At 43.9% G+C, this 16,058-nt stretch carries 17 protein-coding genes and 2 pseudogenes; 8 read left to right on the top strand and 11 right to left on the bottom strand.

The window, feature by feature from the left end; translation table 11 throughout:
- The 3 genes and pseudogenes from F6K64_RS16375 to F6K64_RS16365 all read right to left on the bottom strand — a co-directional run.
- A pseudogene (locus F6K64_RS16375) lies at positions 1-232 on the bottom strand (hypothetical protein); the annotation flags it as partial.
- A 416-nt stretch (positions 233-648) separates the two neighbouring features.
- The gene (locus F6K64_RS16370) at positions 649-2,046 is read right to left on the bottom strand and encodes an ABC transporter ATP-binding protein (RefSeq protein WP_044493623.1); all 1,398 of its coding nucleotides are present in this window, start codon (positions 2,044-2,046) and stop codon (positions 649-651) included.
- Between the two features lie 34 nt (positions 2,047-2,080).
- Complete coding sequence (locus tag F6K64_RS16365; RefSeq protein ID WP_287265833.1) at positions 2,081-3,235, bottom strand: DMT family transporter; 1,155 nt, start codon at positions 3,233-3,235, stop codon at positions 2,081-2,083.
- Positions 3,236-3,286: 51 nt separating this feature from the next.
- Here F6K64_RS16365 and cobO point away from each other — a divergent pair, with 51 nt between their 5' ends.
- Entirely contained in the window at positions 3,287-3,988 is a 702-nt protein-coding gene (cobO, locus tag F6K64_RS16360; protein WP_287265831.1) for a cob(I)yrinic acid a,c-diamide adenosyltransferase, read from the top strand.
- 162 nt (positions 3,989-4,150) lie between these two features.
- Here cobO and F6K64_RS16355 read toward each other — a convergent pair whose 3' ends face one another.
- Positions 4,151-4,375: a ferredoxin family protein gene (locus F6K64_RS16355; RefSeq protein ID WP_071986901.1), complete on the bottom strand. Its 225-nt coding sequence runs from the start codon at positions 4,373-4,375 to the stop codon at positions 4,151-4,153.
- Between the two features lie 971 nt (positions 4,376-5,346).
- Between F6K64_RS16355 and F6K64_RS16350 the strand changes: the two genes are divergently transcribed.
- Complete coding sequence (locus F6K64_RS16350; RefSeq protein WP_008186003.1) at positions 5,347-6,348, top strand: RNA polymerase sigma factor, RpoD/SigA family; 1,002 nt, start codon at positions 5,347-5,349, stop codon at positions 6,346-6,348.
- Positions 6,349-7,058: 710 nt separating this feature from the next.
- On the top strand, positions 7,059-7,571 hold the full coding sequence (locus tag F6K64_RS16345) for a hypothetical protein (protein ID WP_287251765.1): 513 nt from the start codon (positions 7,059-7,061) through the stop codon (positions 7,569-7,571).
- A 168-nt stretch (positions 7,572-7,739) separates the two neighbouring features.
- Here the strand turns inward: F6K64_RS16345 and F6K64_RS16340 are convergent, their stop codons facing one another.
- Entirely contained in the window at positions 7,740-8,555 is an 816-nt protein-coding gene (locus F6K64_RS16340) for a lysophospholipid acyltransferase family protein (RefSeq protein WP_008186000.1), read from the bottom strand.
- Between the two features lie 162 nt (positions 8,556-8,717).
- Positions 8,718-8,948, bottom strand: coding sequence for a hypothetical protein (locus F6K64_RS16335; protein WP_008185999.1), 231 nt, complete (start codon positions 8,946-8,948; stop codon positions 8,718-8,720).
- 583 nt (positions 8,949-9,531) lie between these two features.
- On the opposite strand from F6K64_RS16335, the gene F6K64_RS16330 reads away from it, so the two are divergent.
- The gene (locus F6K64_RS16330) at positions 9,532-9,711 is read left to right on the top strand and encodes a hypothetical protein (RefSeq protein ID WP_154659836.1); all 180 of its coding nucleotides are present in this window, start codon (positions 9,532-9,534) and stop codon (positions 9,709-9,711) included.
- Positions 9,712-9,799: 88 nt separating this feature from the next.
- Here F6K64_RS16330 and F6K64_RS16325 read toward each other — a convergent pair whose 3' ends face one another.
- Positions 9,800-10,792: a hypothetical protein gene (locus F6K64_RS16325; RefSeq protein WP_008185998.1), complete on the bottom strand. Its 993-nt coding sequence runs from the start codon at positions 10,790-10,792 to the stop codon at positions 9,800-9,802.
- Positions 10,793-10,908: 116 nt separating this feature from the next.
- Between F6K64_RS16325 and F6K64_RS16320 the strand changes: the two genes are divergently transcribed.
- A complete protein-coding gene (locus F6K64_RS16320; RefSeq protein ID WP_008185997.1) occupies positions 10,909-11,073 on the top strand; it encodes a ribbon-helix-helix domain-containing protein in 165 nt (54 codons plus the stop codon).
- A 334-nt stretch (positions 11,074-11,407) separates the two neighbouring features.
- On the opposite strand, the gene F6K64_RS16315 is transcribed toward F6K64_RS16320, so the two are convergent.
- From F6K64_RS16315 to F6K64_RS16305, 3 genes are all read right to left on the bottom strand, one after another.
- Positions 11,408-12,064, bottom strand: a complete 657-nt coding sequence (locus tag F6K64_RS16315; protein WP_008185996.1) for a Uma2 family endonuclease — start codon at positions 12,062-12,064, stop codon at positions 11,408-11,410.
- Positions 12,065-12,195: 131 nt separating this feature from the next.
- On the bottom strand, positions 12,196-12,417 hold the full coding sequence (locus F6K64_RS16310) for a hypothetical protein (RefSeq protein ID WP_131827088.1): 222 nt from the start codon (positions 12,415-12,417) through the stop codon (positions 12,196-12,198).
- A gap of 433 nt (positions 12,418-12,850) precedes the next feature.
- Positions 12,851-13,372, bottom strand: a complete 522-nt coding sequence (locus F6K64_RS16305) for a DUF29 family protein (RefSeq protein WP_008185992.1) — start codon at positions 13,370-13,372, stop codon at positions 12,851-12,853.
- Positions 13,373-13,721: 349 nt separating this feature from the next.
- Here F6K64_RS16305 and F6K64_RS16300 point away from each other — a divergent pair, with 349 nt between their 5' ends.
- A complete protein-coding gene (locus F6K64_RS16300) occupies positions 13,722-13,892 on the top strand; it encodes a hypothetical protein (RefSeq protein ID WP_287265829.1) in 171 nt (56 codons plus the stop codon).
- A 43-nt stretch (positions 13,893-13,935) separates the two neighbouring features.
- On the opposite strand, the pseudogene F6K64_RS16295 reads toward F6K64_RS16300, so the two are convergent.
- Positions 13,936-14,238 (bottom strand): annotated as a pseudogene (locus F6K64_RS16295) (Uma2 family endonuclease); the annotation flags it as partial.
- A gap of 476 nt (positions 14,239-14,714) precedes the next feature.
- On the opposite strand from F6K64_RS16295, the gene F6K64_RS16290 reads away from it, so the two are divergent.
- Both F6K64_RS16290 and F6K64_RS16285 read left to right on the top strand, forming a co-directional pair.
- The gene (locus F6K64_RS16290) at positions 14,715-15,323 is read left to right on the top strand and encodes a hypothetical protein (RefSeq protein ID WP_008185981.1); all 609 of its coding nucleotides are present in this window, start codon (positions 14,715-14,717) and stop codon (positions 15,321-15,323) included.
- A 218-nt stretch (positions 15,324-15,541) separates the two neighbouring features.
- Positions 15,542-15,919: a hypothetical protein gene (locus F6K64_RS16285; RefSeq protein WP_131827086.1), complete on the top strand. Its 378-nt coding sequence runs from the start codon at positions 15,542-15,544 to the stop codon at positions 15,917-15,919.
- Positions 15,920-16,058 lie beyond the last annotated feature (139 nt).

The following is a 16,058-nucleotide window of genomic DNA, read 5'->3' as shown; positions in this document are numbered from 1 at the left end:
TGATATTATGTGATATTTTGAAAAGTGTTGTTAAAAAATTGTGAGGGAGTCGGGAATCGGGAATCGGGAATGGGGAATCGGGAATCGGGAAACGGGAATCGGGAGTCGGGAATCGGGAATCGGGAGTCGGGAATCGGGAATCGGGAATCGGGAGTCGGGAATCGGGAATCGGGAGTCGGGAATCGGGAATCGGGAATCGGGAGTCGTCAGAACAGGAGAGAATTCCAAGCAAAATTCCCTCTGAACAAAGGATAAAATTCCACGCAAAAGTCCCCCTTACTAAGGGGGATTTAGGGGGATCAAAATCGGCGATTAAATTTATGATCCTGTTTGCATCAATGCAAAAGTCCCCCTTACTAAGGGGGATTTAGGGGGATCAAAATCGGCGATTAAATTTATGATCCTGTTTAAATCAATGCAAAAGTCCCCCTTACTAAGGGGGATTTAGGGGGATCAAAATCGGCGATTAAATTTATGATCCTGTTTACATCAATTTCTCTGCTTTCGAGACCGGAAGTTTGCGAAAACTGAGGGAAAGTCTAGCAGTCAGCCCTTTGGGTGGTGCGTTACGGGACGGATTGTCCTAACACTGGCTATCGAGAAAATCAGGGATCCCTCGTCCCTAACGCACCCTACGGAACTTACGAATTAGCTAATAGAGGACTTAGTAATCGCCATGCCATCATGGGGGTTAAATAAATGAATCTTCTCTGGGTCTATGGACAGCCAAATTTCGTCACCTATTCTGACAATTTTATCTGGTGGCACTCTGACCTGAAGAGGGCTAGAGTCTTCAGGGATACTCACGGATAGATAAGTCTCGTTACCTAAGGCTTCCACTAGATCAACGGTCACCATCAAGTTTTTGGGAGCAGGAGCACTGATACTCATATGTTCAGGACGAACTCCTAAGGTTAAGGATTGACCATCATACTGGTGCAGTATCGGTTCCCAAACTTCTGGAAGAGTCAGGCGGAAATCAGAATTACACACTACCCGAGGGGCTTTCACCTGAACCGGGATAAAATTCATCGGTGGTGAACCAATGAATTCCGCCACAAACCGGTTAGCAGGTTGATTATATATTTCTAGAGGGGCAGCAATCTGTTGGATGCGACCGTCTTTCATCACCGCGATCCGATCCCCCATAGTCATGGCTTCGGTTTGGTCGTGGGTGACGTAGATCGTAGTTGTACCCAACTGCCGCTGTAGTTTCACAATTTGGCTGCGAGTCTCTGCCCGGAGTTTAGCATCCAAATTAGATAGGGGTTCATCCATTAAAAACACCTGGGGATTACGGGAAATTGCCCGTCCCAGAGCAATCCGTTGTTTTTGTCCCCCAGACAGCTGCTTTGGCAATCGATTCAGCAAGTGTTCTACTTGTAGCAACTTAGCTACTTTGCGAACCTGCTGATCAATCTTTTTCTCTCGTTCGGAGAGGTATCGCAGTTCCCGAGGAAGCGATCGCGTCATTGTGGTTAACACATTTTCCAGATTCGAGCGAACTTCCCCATTCAACATGCCTGTAGCCACAAGCCCTTGCTTGATTTGCGGTGGCATATTCTTTCCCCAATGCACACTATTAGAGTTCCCATTAGAGTCTTCTGCCGTGTTGAATTGCCCATAGCCAGTTCGTCTGAGTCCAAACGCAATGTTTTCATAGACACTCAGATGGGGATAGAGGGCATAATTTTGAAACACCATGGCGATGTCTCGTTCTTTGGGTGGTAAGTCATTAACTTGTCTGTTCCCCACCCAGATTTTGCCCGCAGTCAATTCCTCTAGTCCAGCAATAATCCGCAATAGAGTACTTTTGCCACAGCCTGAAGGACCAACCAGCACCATAAACTCGCCATCGTTGACTTCCAGATTTATGCGCCGCAAGATATTAAGGGTTTTAGGTGTCTGTCCAGACTTTTCTGCTTCAAGGCTTGGTGACTCTTCGTTGTTTGTCACCTTAGGTTCCGTTGTTACTGGTGCAACAACAGTATCCCCTTTCCGGGCGGGAACACTTTTATAAACGTTTTCCAGAATAACCTGTGCCACGTTGGTCAATATCCAATTACGCTTAATTTTTTCTTTACTGTGATCGTTTCCAACTCTGATGCCGCAATTTTTCCATACTTAGGGTTACCACCCCTAACGTTACCAGAAACAATCCGATAATTTCCTGTAACCGTAAACCTTGTTGAATAATCCCCACGGCTAAGACGGTAGTTAACACTGGTGCTGTTGACCCGATAATCGAAGCTGGACGCCCACCAATGAGCCTGATGGCAAGGTTTTGCACCAGATAGCTCACTAACGTTATCACCCCCAACCCCAGACAGCTTAGGTATACAGCCATTCTGTGGGTGGGTTCAACAAAAAAACGCCAGGATTGATCTAGGGGAAATGATAAGCTCAGGCTAGAAAATACCAAAATTAATGTAAAATTAATAAAGCTATAAGGAATAGGGTTGAGCTTTCTAGCACTGACTTGGGTCAAGATAATGTAAACAGCGAAGGTCAAACCCGCACCAGCTGCAGCTAGAACTCCCAATTCAGAAGAGGGCTGCTTAGCTGCAAGACTAGGTAGGGAAATAAGCAACGCTCCACCCACAACACCAACCATGACTAGACCACGAACTAGATGTGGGCTAAATAGATCCCAGGGAAATAGATGTGTACGATTACCAAACAGCAATCCTGTCAAGATTACCGTCACAATCGGATATATAAAAAAAATCGTGATTGCTACCCCTGGTTGAATAAGACCTAATGATAGGTATAATAGCACTTGGGATAAAAATAAAAAGAAGCTACTCGCCACGATCTGGCTAAATAAAGGCAAGTCTCCCGAGTGAGCACAATGCCTAATATCTCGCCATACCGATGGGTAGAGTAACCTAGCCACAAATGCCATTAGCGGTACTACCACCAGCATCTTTAGCCACAGAACCAGTAGGGAGTTGCCAAAACCAGGAGCCGCAAGGCCTCCGACTTGAACATTCTGTAGACCAAAGAGCCAAGATTGATTAAAGATTACATATATGATTATATTCTGAAACGACAAAATTAGGCAAGACAGTAAGGCCAAAAGCACCCCAATGGAGATTTTATTTGGGATTTTCACACGACTTTTATGCGATCGCGTCAGCTGGTGTGGGATAGCTTGATCAGCAGCACTCCTCTGTTTTGGGGATACCATAAGTTTTTTGGTGTTGGCAGAGATAGCAATATAAGCAATAAGCATCTTTGATGCTGTATGCTAAAGAGTCGCTCAAAATGAATTGATCATAAACCCATGAATACCACAATCAAGTCTGCCAGTGATTCCAACCAAGGTGTAGAATCGGTAAACACTCCTGATTCCTCTGGCACTGGGCTAACGCGGACGCAATATCAACAAAAAATGCAGCGACGCAAAGAGATACAGGAACAACGCCTAGCTAAAGCCTCCAAACAAAAAGGGCTGATTGTGGTTAATACCGGCAATGGCAAAGGTAAGACCACCGCTGGCTTAGGCATGGTCTTGCGTACCCTTGGTCATGGCTACCGAGTTGTGATTGTACAATTTATTAAGGGTGCTTGGGAACCCGCCGAAAAAGCTGCCTTAGAGCACTGGACAGTAGCCACGGATAACAATCCCCCTCAATTAGAGTTCCATGCCATGGGCGAAGGCTTTACCTGGGAGACTCAAGATCGAGAGCGAGACATCGAAAAAGCCCAATCCGCCTGGGATGCCGCCTTAGGGTTTATCCGTAACCCTGACATTAAGCTAGTGCTATTGGATGAGATTAACATAGCCTTGAAACTCAACTATCTAACCATTGAGCAGGTTTTGGCTGGACTAGACGAAAAACCGGCTGATTCCCATGTCATCTTAACCGGTAGGGGAGCACCAGCCGCCCTAATTGAACGAGCTGACTTAGTCACAGAGATGACCTTAGTGAAGCATCCTTTAAAAGAACAGGGGATTAAGGCGCAACCTGGTATCGAGTTTTAATAGTGAGTTTTACTATTAAGTTTTTATTAAGTTTTAATTCTGTTAACCAGGGGAGTAGGGGAGAAATTTTTGAACTATTTCTCAACACTCCACAATCCCCAAGTTTTCTGCTTAATGCTTTGCGATAGTTGTCACACCAATAGCGTGGGTGGTCACAAAAAATTATGGCGTTTTCTGCAAATCAGGTCGCTCTTCTGGTATAATAGCTTTCTCCACTGGACAGACTTCCACGCAAATGCCACAGTCAATGCAGCTAGAAAAGTCAATCCAGTACCAGTCACTCCCGAGGGCATTTTTCCCTGGTCCTGGATGAATGCACGCCACTGGGCAACATTCAACGCAATCAGCAATTCCTTGGCAAGTATCGGTAACAATCGTGTGTGGCACAGTGTTTTCTTTAAGCGCTAGTTGGTCGGATGTGGATCTTTCTTAATTCTATAGTTAGCTAAGTTCCCCCTAGCCAACTCCAACCAATTACTTCCAATTATTGAATTACCAGTGGCAGTTCATGCTGCGTGTCTAGACATCACGACCCCTATCAGTTCGGTTATCTCACTTTGGAGTATCTATCTATTTCCTGATTATTGGGTGATTATTTTAATGGAGGATGTACCTGAGGCTTAATCTCCTAAGCCCCACCAAGGTCCTGTCGTCCCACCAATGTAATCTAGTGACTCTGTCCCTATGATATTGCTATTTTTTCGTCAAAGCAAACAATTGTTGAACCTTTTCACCTTGACCGGGGTCTAAATATGTAATACAATGGAGCTATGTTGAAATCATAATGACTTCGAATTAATCTGATTTAACCATTACTAAAGGGGATTAACCTAAAGACCTCAAACCACCTGCGGGAGGCTGGTTGCTGCCAGGTTAGTAGGAAACTACTACAGGAGTAAGGCTCGATCAGCCAAACCTCCGGACGCTGTGTAAGACCAATCTGTAAATACCTTATATATTATATATAAGTATATATCAAGTATAGATACTTATATAGCTACAGGGGGGCAGCGGCAGATGAAACTGGAATCCATCAACCCCACATCTTCGATTGGGTGGCGGGTACAACACCCACGCTTCAAGAGTAATGAGCTTTAGAGCCTGGTCAACTTGTAGGAGTACCTAAGCTGGGGAAAGCCCCAGACAAAACCTAGAAAAACTTGACTTAGTATAGAGCGTCAATGTTACCCTTAAATCTCTTTCTAACGAAGGAGGTAGGTGGTTAATACCTCTTGTAATAAATGTAAGGCAATCCATGGCGCAATAATCTCAAGGGAAAGAGATTGTAGTTACTTGATGGAGTAAACATCCGCAACAGAATCTACTATACTGCTTGTTTTTGGAGTCACCACTCACCCATGCCCACTTCTAAAACCAAAACCAAAACTACCAAGCCGACCAAGCCGACCAAGCCTACCTTCTCAGCAGATATGGTTCGTACCTATCTTCATGAGATCGGTCGCGTACCTCTGCTGACCCATGAGCAAGAAATTGTTTATGGTAAGCAAGTGCAGCAAATGATGGCACTCTTAGGGGAAAAAGCCACCTTGGCACAGGAGCTAGAGCGCGAACCGACAACTGAAGAGTGGGCTTCGTACGTTAATAAGAGCGAAGCAGAACTGAAAAAAGCCATAGACCAAGGTACTCGTGCCAAGCGCAAGATGATTGAAGCGAATCTGCGCCTAGTAGTAGCGATCGCTAAGAAATATCAAAAGCGCAACATGGAATTCTTGGACTTGATCCAGGAAGGTACCTTGGGCTTAGAGCGAGGGGTTGAGAAATTTGACCCAACCAGGGGCTACAAGTTTTCCACCTACGCCTATTGGTGGATTCGGCAAGCGATTACCCGTGCGATCGCTCAGCAAGCTCGTGCAATTCGGCTGCCTATCCACATTACCGAAAAGCTCAACAAAATTAAGAAAGTACAACGGGAACTATCCCAGACCCTAGGTCGCAATGCTACTCCCACCGAGATTGCTAAAGAGTTGGATTTAGAACCAGCTCAGATTAGGGAATATTTGAGCATTGCTCGTCAGCCCATCTCTCTTGACGTTCGGGTCGGAGATAACCAAGACACAGAGCTGTCTGAGCTGCTAGAAGATGATGGTCTAACACCGGTTAACTACACCACTCAGGAGTCCTTGCGGCAAGACCTAAATCTGCTGTTAGCAGAACTTACCCCCCAACAGCGGGAAGTGCTAGCGCTACGCTTTGGGTTAGAGGATGGCAAAGAGCTGTCTCTGGCTAAAGTTGGTAAGCGACTTAACCTCAGTCGTGAACGGGTACGCCAGTTAGAACATCAAGCCTTAGCACAGCTACGGCGTCGCCATGCTAATTTCCGGGAGTACATCGCTAGCTAGCTAATGGTTGACTGTCTTCCAAGCATGAGTGGTAGCCAGAAACGGTTACCACTTATTTTTTTGTAAAGAAATGTAAAAAACACCGAAATCTCTGTTCTGACCTTTGGAGTATTTCTATAGTCAGAGCAAAATTGACATCACTGTATAAGTTCACCGATAAGTTCACAAAATTTTCACATCAAAACGGGAGAGTGAGGAGGTAAAAAAACCTGGGAGAGCCATTTAAGAAGCAATTTCTAAGTTAACCTGGACGAAAAATTATTCCAAGGGTTGAATAAAAGATGAGTCTGGACTCACCTATTTCAGCAAAAGGTCACCCAGCTATTGCTTGAGCAAGGGTCAACCAATAGCTGGGTGAAAGCTGATAGTCAAGCTTCAGCAAAATTTCAGGCTATGACCAGCGCCAACTGTGACAGTTGATAAACCGATCAACAAAGGAACAAACCAAAGCATAGTTTAGGCTTAAATAGGTTTATAACCTTAAGAGTCAACATAACTCTGGTTTAGGAAAAATTAACTTTTTCTGATTGATTATGGCTTCATCAATTGATGGTCTAAACTCTCAGAATTTTTGCTTAGGGTGTCTTACAGTTTTTTTTTCAAAGGGGGTAAGTATGATGCTTAACCAATTAACTGGATCGTTCTTGTCAGCACGTCAACTGCTAAATCTTAGAAAACTACCCCTGACAAGGCTATTGCTAACGATAGGATTGGTAACTACCTCATCAACTATAGCAACAGCAGCACCTCAACGGCCAGATCAAGCCATTGATACTACAGGTAGAGCGTACACTCAAGCAACGAATCCAAATGCATCAATGCCTGATGATGGCATCTACCTCTATGGTGAATCCTCACAACCAGGACAGATTGGTCAAGAATATCTAGTATTTGAAGCGAATCAGGGCAAGGTGCTTGGTGCGGTATATATGCCTCAGTCAGAGTATAGCTGTTTTTACGGCACCCTAGATTCAAAACAAATGAATTTGACGGTTATTGATCCCTACAACCAAACCGCTTTGTCCCATACCATTTCCCGTGAACAGCGCTCACCCATTGCTATAGTTGGTGAACGGCTAAGCCTTGACCATCGCTATAGCGCTATTACTTATCCTTACCACGTTGGACTAGAAGGATATCAAGCAATTAGTTCTATTAGTGATAGTGACCAGGAAATTTTGAGGGTTTGCCGGGATAACTACCAAGCAAGAGTCACCGAGTGATTAATGCTCCCTAGGACTAATACTAGTTGCTAGGTAATTCAAGGAAAGAATTGACCATTAACAACGTTGGATTAGGTATAAGGCTTCCTGTAGGGAGCATTAAATCAAAAATCCAATCTCTAAAATTTAAATGCTATGCTCATTAAACCCTAAAATTGGAACAGTTACTCATAATCCAGCAACCAAACGATTTAGCTCCGATTGCATTTGATTAGAAACTTGCTGGTAACAAGCATTAACATAATCTTGATCGCGAGCAGCAACACGACCATAACGCTCAAAAACAATCGGAGGGCAAACACGAGTTGTAATAGGTATGGGCAAGGGTATATTGGGTAGAGGACCAATCCCCAATCCCCAAGGCAAACCGAGATAAATTGGGAAAACTTGTGGGTCAAGACCAAATAACCAGGGCATCCCCAACTCGTTTAGTTGTCGTGCCTGTTCATAGCAGTCACCTAAGACAATCAGGGTATCATGGGCACCGTTGGATATAATCGGAACAATGGGAACCTTTTCTCGTAGTGCCAGTTTAATAAAGCCCTTACGTCCAGCCAATTGAATTTGATGACGCTGGCTATGGGGACGGAACACATCTTGGGCACCCCCTGGATAGACTAAGACACTAGCTCCCTTACGAAAAGCAGCGATCGCCATTTGGGGATGAGCCATGATTGCCCCCATCTTTGCCGCTAGCTGCGCCAGGGCTGGATAAATGTGCCAGGCATTGGAATGCATCAGACCATAAACTGGACGCTGGGTGCCAAAGCGGCGAAACCAGTCATACATCATCATCACCATATCAGGGGAAGCTAATCCACCATTGTGGGAACCAACCAACAGCACCTTACTGTCCGGAATGTGCTGCCAGCCATCAGTTTTCACCCGAAAGTAGTAGCGATAAAACCATTCCCACTGGGGCAGATAGGATTTAATTACTTCTGGATCTCGCTCTTCTAAAGACCAACCAAACCGATGCGTCAAGGCTATACTATTGAGTTAACTACAGTTAAATCCTATTCCAAAAAAACCTGAGCTAGAGGTTAAGTTGATCACTAAAAGCTCCTACAAGGGATCCGACTGTATTCGTAAGCATATGCGCGTAGCGCTAATCGCTGTTCGCTGATAGCTTACCTGTATTGTTTATTATACTGTTAATTTAGCGCTTAGTGTATTAATTTCCTCTTGCTCCGGGTCTCGGTCAAAAATGAGTATATATTTCATGTCAGGCATCAGTCTGCGCAGAACTTGTAGATGAGCCTCAGCGTCAGTTCGGCGACGAAAGCGAGCGACAATAATTCGCTGCATTTTAGGAAGTGGCTTGATAATACACCATGGGCTTAGTCGATCGCGGTAGGTCATAACACCCTGCTCCATGATGTTTGATTTATTATTCTGATAAAACTGATAAATAGATTAAATCTTTTTGACTAATACCTACAGTTATAAAACTACAGTTATAGCCGTTAGATCCTTAAGCAGTTGAACGCTTCAAGACAGTGCTTTTAGCGCCTCTACTTTCTAGGGTGATCTGACCACGGTTAGATCACCTAAATAGTCTGCTTGCAGTTGATATGCTTGTATAGATGTCCAACCCTCCGAGGTGCAACTATTGGCCTTATAGCTCTCTAAACCTTGTCAAACATTATCCACTGTTTTATAATCAAATAAGTTAGTAACTTGTTTAACTTCGGAACACTACCGCCCAACGAAGAACTAAAAGCTAAAACAGCTGGTCGTAAGTTAAGCGACGTAAAATAATGGACTGAGTGAAGTTACAGTGCGGTTTGAGAGTAGGCAGCAGAGCCTCCATTAAGAAAATTAGCGCAATGCTTTTGGCATTGCTTTGTCGGCAACAACCATTAGTTTTAACTAATGCTATACCATCGTCCTATCTGCTTGTGAGTAGGTTTGTACAGGTTAAATGTTGCACCCTATCTATAAAAGCAGCTACAGTAGAATGCTGTGTTGCCAAATTGCCGATTTTAATAAAAAAACTTTTGTTATAGCAGTCGCCAGCGATGCAGCGCGGTCTTGGGGAGCCAGTGCGGTCTTGGGGGTTCCCCCCATGAGCAACTGGCGTGGTTTCCCCCACTCGCGCTTTGCATGGCTGACAGGGCAGTTAGGACATCGACATTAGTCTCACACCCTTTGTAAGCGCAAGAGTTTGACTTCTGACTTCTGACTTCTGACTTCTGACTTCTGCTATATCTGTTAGCCATTACCCATTACCCATCCCCAATTTGCTGTTGATGATCAGGACATAGCAAATTCCTAATTACCTGGGGAATCTCCTCAAAATGCTCCAAGAGAAAATCCATCAGGGCAAGATGGCGCAAATCAATTGGCTGGGGGCGGCGATAGTTGTGACCGCTGGAAAACCAGCGCTGAACGGTGGCAGTTGAGCGAGAGCAGATACTAGCGATTTGTTCGTAATTCACATCCCATTTATGATAGAATTGTCTAGGAGTCATACCCAGTTGGCAGTTGCTGTAGAGTTCAATTAGATCTTGCTCTCGTTGAGTTAGAGTCCGGGGAGGGGTTCTATATTGATCATCGAAACGGTATCTCCCAGAGGGAGTTCGTAGCACATTGGGGGATTTCAAATAATTTCTAGGGCCAAGAGCCTCAGTGCAAGTCCAAGAATAGGAATCTTGATAGTTGGTTGTTACCGTACGCTTAGGATGCCGAGGTTCAATGTCTTCTTCCCAAGCGGTGTCAGCAACGATCCAAGCTGCACTAGGGGAGTCTTTGTCAAGCCAGATCAGGTAGCAAATTGCCCATTGGCATTGATGCCTGGCGTAGGCGTAGAAGAATCCAATCACAACACCCCAGTCCATTTGACCGTTTAGAGGTCGCCACCTAATGGGTGAGCCTGTTTGATAACGGGGTGTTGCTTTAGGGTTCCAAGTAGCTGGGGGGTCTATTGATGGTGGCGCGATTTCTGTTTTAATGGGGTCAAACACTATATCTGATTCGACCTCGCGGATGGTATTTAAATAACTGGCTATCAGTTTTCCGGTCAGATTCTGAGTTAGGTGCTGGATGAGGACGGTAGCTAGAGTTTTTAGTTCTGGTTCTTCTATATCCATTGACTCTGCATTGAAGTCGGCATCGCCGTAGTGCTTCAAATGGGACAACAGTTGTGTGATGCCGAATTCGTCTAAGGCTTGCTGATAGGTAGGAGGCTGATCGCTTTTTTCTCTAACTGTTTCTACCATAGGAAACTTGCTGGTAATTACATCAATATTATACTTTTATGTATCAAAAAATACATTTTAAGTACAAATCAGGTAAATTTTGACATCAAATAACAGTTGAACTTATAATAGAGATTATGAGCAAACGTATACAAGTAACCTTACCAGACCGGATTGCAGACGATTTACAGCGATGGGCTGATTACGATGGACGCCCTCTATCGAACCTTGCTGCTTACCTTCTAGAACGTGCTGTTACCGAGGCAAAGAAAGAAGATGTTGAATGGGACAAAGAGTCTTGATCTCCACCAACGGTTGATTACGCCATGAGCCAGAGCGCGCTAATCGTGCTTTATCTTAATAACTAGTATGGCTCTTGTAATCTAAGCTAGAAATATCAGCTTGTAGGGTGGGCAAAAACAGTTTGTTTTTTTGAGTATTCTAGATTAGATTACTTGGCCCACCCTACTTTAATGGGGATTTTTTTTAGACGCAAGTCCCTAATCTAAGCTAGAAATCTCAGTCTGTATAAATTCCAGGATAAGTTTAGGTTGCAACGCCTTAATAATCCTCATTAAGGCGTTGCTGAATACTCTATTCAGCAATGCCTTAAAAGCAAATACTTAAGCCGCAACGTTAATCTTCTGGTAGATTTTCCCTCACCCATTTACGCCAAGCTAAAATCATGGTAGTGTCATCCTGGGTTTCTGCCTGCTGCAAAAACTGATTGATAATCTCTACAGAGAGAATCTCAAAGGTGAAATTGTCCTGACAACGAACATATTCTCCATTTTGCAGCCGGTAAATTTCTACAGTTTGTCCTATATAACGCCAAACTTCAGGCACTCCTATCTGCTTGTAAATCCCAAATCGCCGACTGGATGAACTGGTAATATCGACTTCAATCACCAAGTCTGGTGGAGGATCATTGGCTAAATCTACTGTCCTGCCTTGAATACAGTCAACATTGCCGATGTAGTAGCAAGAGTCAGGTTCTGCACCATGCTCTAAATCCTCCCGATTCAGGGTTGTAGAAGCAAACCCTTTGACCCGAAGATTAAGTTCTTCGGTTAAGGTATTCACCATCCGTTCTAGCAGCTGCTTGTATGTCTCATGGCGATCTGAGGGCATCGTGATTTCTAGCATTCCTTGAGCATAGGCAAGACGCGAGGCTCGATGATCTCCTAAGTCTGCCAATAGCGCCTTGTACGTCTGCCAACTGACGTTTTGTAAGACAATTCTCTGGGTAGTTTTGACAGGTGAATCCTCATCTGAACTAAAAGTACTGGCCATTGATGCAGTGATTGTTGTGAAAATGCGATTGGCCGTAGGCCACGCGGGGCGCGTTCGCACAAATCCTTAACAGCAATGCAGCGCCGACCTGTAGGGGTTTCTCCGATTCGCGACTGCATTAAGACAGCAACTTAATCCAATTGGTCTAGATTAATACCTAACTCACGCAGTCGCGCCGCCAAACGTTCTGCTCGTTGCTTAGCTTGTGCCAACTCCTCGCTTGCTAGAGGAATCAAATTCCCCTTAAGGGTTATCCAGCGTAACCATAATCGAGGGATATCGCGAAAACTGCCACGCCACAAACCTAAACTTAATCCCAACTCCGGCATCAGTAACCTGCCCTGATTTAGCACTGCGGGTTTGTAGTGATCACCAACCAGATCAAACCCTTGTAACTTGTTGGTGTAGCGATGCAGAGGTGCGACCCGTGGCGAATTAAATTACGGGTCAAGGGCACCTAAGCGGTCTTGGGGAGGCAGCGCGGTCTTGGGGAGGCAGCGCCTTCATGCGGGGGTTTCCCCCATGAGCGACTGCCGTGGTCCCCCCCGGAGACGAAACCTTAGACAGGGGAGCCTTTATGGTTGGTAGGTTATGCAAAAAAGGGTTAAAACTTATTGATTAAGGCTCCCCTGTCTTACGGTAACTTCAAACCATGAGCGACTGCCGTGGTTTCCACGGGGCTGAGAAGGTGCGGACGCAGGTTCCTCACACAGAACCAAAACCATGAGCGACTGCATCAAGAAAGGAAGGGAAGTCATAGGTATTGTCGATTGTGAATAACTCGATTTATCGTTGTATATCTTGGTTCCAATAAGAACCTCCTGGTAATTGAGTTAAATAGTCATTAATAAATAAAGGTAAATCCTTTTTTGAATGGAGGTATGTCAAAGCCAGCAAATCTTGAGTTGTTTGCCTGAGCTGAGCTCTATCTACTAGTTTTGAAAGTTGAGCTGGAGTATAGGCACCATTGAGAACCTCCACACTCGCCGTGGAAATTGCTGCCTCCAGTTCATTGTCAATCAATGACTGCCATTGATCAGCATTGATAGTATAGGATTTTTGGTTATCTTTGAGATTCAGTTTTTGGATTTCCCGAATGAAATCACGAATTGAAGCTGCCCAAGAATTTGCCAAACGCTCCTCTACTTGGTTTTTAATCAAGTTAATCAATGCCTTGTTTAAATAGGATTCAATCTGATGCAGAGTTGCGCGTTTAGTCATCTGTTCCAACTCATCTACAATTGCTAAGGCATCTGCGTAGCGTCCCTCTAGGATACTTATTCTGAGATCGATTAATTCTTGAGTCATACCCCAGTCCTCACAGATTTATGGTTCCCTTTAGCCTATCGAAGAAACTGCACAAGTCATCTGGCACGCATATTAACTGAATAAAGTCAATAGCACGGTGCTAGGAAAATAGCTTCGAGGGCAAAAAATAGTTAACGGATCTAAGAGGTTGTCTGAGAAGTCTCATTTGCTACATCCAAGCCCCCGTTGGTCCCCCAATTTTGGGGGACTTCTACCAGCAAATTGATTCTTGTTCCCCCCAGAATTGGGGGGCTAGGGGGGCAAAATTCAGTATCAAAAAACTTGGGAGATATCCTCTAAGCGATGGCAGTATCGGTTAGATGGGTAAAGTGTGGAAAGTGTATAAAACGTGGAAAGTGTGGAAAGTGTGGAAAAATGGGGAGGTGTGAAAAATGTGGAAACTGTGGAAAATGTGGAAAATGTGGGAAAATGGGGAGGTGTGGGAGGTGTGGGGAGATGGGGAGGTGTGGGAGGTGTGGGGAGATGGGGAGATGGGGATAATTTTCAGGGGCTTGTGTAATTAATCCTTGCATCGGCTTTTCCATTAGCCTTTTAGGTATTGGTCAATCCCAAATCCGATGCAAATCCAAGAAAAAACCTGGTAAAACCTCCTGACCAGACAACTCAACAGGATTATCTAATATTTCTACTGTTAAACCCCGTCGATAAACTTCAACTTGGCGTTGTTGGGGATTGATTAACCAGCCTAAATTAGCACCATTTTCGATATACTCAACCATCTTATCTTGCCAAGATTTAAGAGTATCTGAACTAGATCGTAACTCCACTACAAAATCAGGACAAATATTGGGAAAAGTTACTAGCTGTTCATCTGTTAATGTTTGCCAACGTTCTTGACTGATCCAGATTGACGAAAATCTTAACAAGATTATGCTTGATAAAATTCCTAGCAATACAGGTACAGTACGGCAGCAAATCAAATATATACTGATTGGTTCTGCGAGCGCAGTTCCGGTGATAATTTACACACTTTATTCCCTGGGTTACGGGTCGCTGAATGAATGGAGTACACCCCAACCTACTGGAAATTGTGGTGAGGTGATCAGTATGTTGATTCGATATCTGCTACTCGATTAAGATAGCAATTTGCCAGGGATTGAATCCTTGGCTAGAATGGGGGATAATCAGTAAAGTGTAATATTTCTGTGTCCACCACTGGTGGATGTAGATACAGCTAAGCTGTACTGGTGGAATTTTTGTTAATTTATTCGGTCAATGATTGGGGTTAACCAAGACTTGACCGATTTTTTATGAAGGATGAAGGATGAATTTATATTTCCTTGATTTAGAATGGCTATAGGAGACATGATAAATAAAGATCATGGCATATAGTGATTTTACAACCATCTACAAAGTCGAAACGACGTTTAATCTCATTGTTGATGAGGGGAATACTATATTTAATGATATTGCTCCTATCGAGCCCAGTGATCACTTGAAAACGACGCTTAAAGAAAATTTGCCGATCACGAATGCTATAAATACCGAAAAAGCTCGTTCTGAGTTAGTTATTGCTCCGGTTTTACTGGAAGTGCGCCGTCTGCTTGATTTCAAAATCGGTTTTTTTTCTGGCACTGAGTTTAATGTCGATAAAGGAAGTGGATTAAATGGATACTGTGATTATCTTCTTACTGCTTCTAAGGAAATGTATGAAATTCGGACACCAGTTGTCACTCTAGTAGAGGCAAAAAATGAAAATATTAAGGGGGGATTAGGACAGTGCATTGCGGAAATGGTAGCGGCTCAGAGATTTAATCAACAACAGGATCAGGATATTGATGCTATCTATGGAGCTGTGACTACTGGGACGAATTGGAAGTTTCTCAAGTTGGTGAATCAATTGGTGTTTATTGATTTGGATGACTATTATATTAAGGAAATTGATCTGATACTGGGCATATTGGCACATCCTTTTAAGGAGTATCTATAGGATTTTTATAAGAGATGTAAACATAGTCGCGCTTGGGAAAGGCAAGAGGCAAGAAAGTAGCCACTGCATCAAGACATATAGGTATTTTTGGTAATGGAAAGAACTGTCATCGTGTGGAGAAACTATTGTGTTGGTGAGACTGATGGGTTACTCGGCTCTGTTGAGGATTCGCAATAGCTTGCTCTTGGGGTGGAGAAACTATTGTGCTGGTGAGACCGATGGGTTACTCGGCTCTGTTGAGGATTCGCAATAGCTTGCTGTTGGGACAGACAAAACCGACAAAAAAGACTTTTGAGGTGTCAAAAAATCATTTTTGTGGTATACTACACTTCATTGACCATCGTCCTGGACAGACGATGGGGGATTTTTGTTTGGGTAGAAAGTTCTTCTTACCCCATGATTTTTCTTCCTTTATGTGTTGCTTGGGCAGAAGATTTTTCTTCTCCCAGGTTTTTTTATATCTTCTTCACCATTCTTCTACTACCTCAGTTCGATGTCAGAAGTTGGCTGTTTTTTTGAGGAAACAGGAGACAGGAGACTCAATTACAGCAAGTGATCAGAAGACTCCAGAATTTATGGTGATAATCCAGAATTAACCGCAATTGCTGATCAAACTCTGATTAATGACTAATTAACTGGGAAATAATTTATTCTGATTCCTGAGTTCTAGATCAAGTTGGTTATGGGTCGCTCTGATTAAGTTAGTATTCTTGTACTAACTCGACTAACTATAAG

Source organism: Moorena sp. SIO3A2, assembly GCF_010672265.1.
Lineage (GTDB): Bacteria > Cyanobacteriota > Cyanobacteriia > Cyanobacteriales > Coleofasciculaceae > Moorena > Moorena producens.
Note: the sequence above shows the minus strand (reverse complement) of the source record. Positions and strands in the feature narration are given on the sequence as shown.

Bases quoted from the DNA above. Each gene is read 5' to 3' on its own strand.
- F6K64_RS16315 (WP_008185996.1), bottom strand. From the start codon at position 12,064: ATGGCCAGTACTTTTAGTTCAGATGAGGATTCACCTGTCAAAACTACC.
- F6K64_RS16285 (WP_131827086.1), top strand. From the start codon at position 15,542: ATGGGTTACTCGGCTCTGTTGAGGATTCGCAATAGCTTGCTGTTGGGA.
- F6K64_RS16305 (WP_008185992.1), bottom strand. From the start codon at position 13,372: ATGACTCAAGAATTAATCGATCTCAGAATAAGTATCCTAGAGGGACGC.
- F6K64_RS16350 (WP_008186003.1), top strand. From the start codon at position 5,347: ATGCCCACTTCTAAAACCAAAACCAAAACTACCAAGCCGACCAAGCCG.
- F6K64_RS16290 (WP_008185981.1), top strand. From the start codon at position 14,715: ATGGCATATAGTGATTTTACAACCATCTACAAAGTCGAAACGACGTTT.
- F6K64_RS16330 (WP_154659836.1), top strand. From the start codon at position 9,532: ATGCTGTGTTGCCAAATTGCCGATTTTAATAAAAAAACTTTTGTTATA.
- F6K64_RS16325 (WP_008185998.1), bottom strand. From the start codon at position 10,792: ATGGTAGAAACAGTTAGAGAAAAAAGCGATCAGCCTCCTACCTATCAG.
- F6K64_RS16320 (WP_008185997.1), top strand. From the start codon at position 10,909: ATGAGCAAACGTATACAAGTAACCTTACCAGACCGGATTGCAGACGAT.
- F6K64_RS16335 (WP_008185999.1), bottom strand. From the start codon at position 8,948: ATGGAGCAGGGTGTTATGACCTACCGCGATCGACTAAGCCCATGGTGT.
- cobO (WP_287265831.1), top strand. From the start codon at position 3,287: ATGAATACCACAATCAAGTCTGCCAGTGATTCCAACCAAGGTGTAGAA.
- F6K64_RS16365 (WP_287265833.1), bottom strand. From the start codon at position 3,235: ATGCTTATTGCTTATATTGCTATCTCTGCCAACACCAAAAAACTTATG.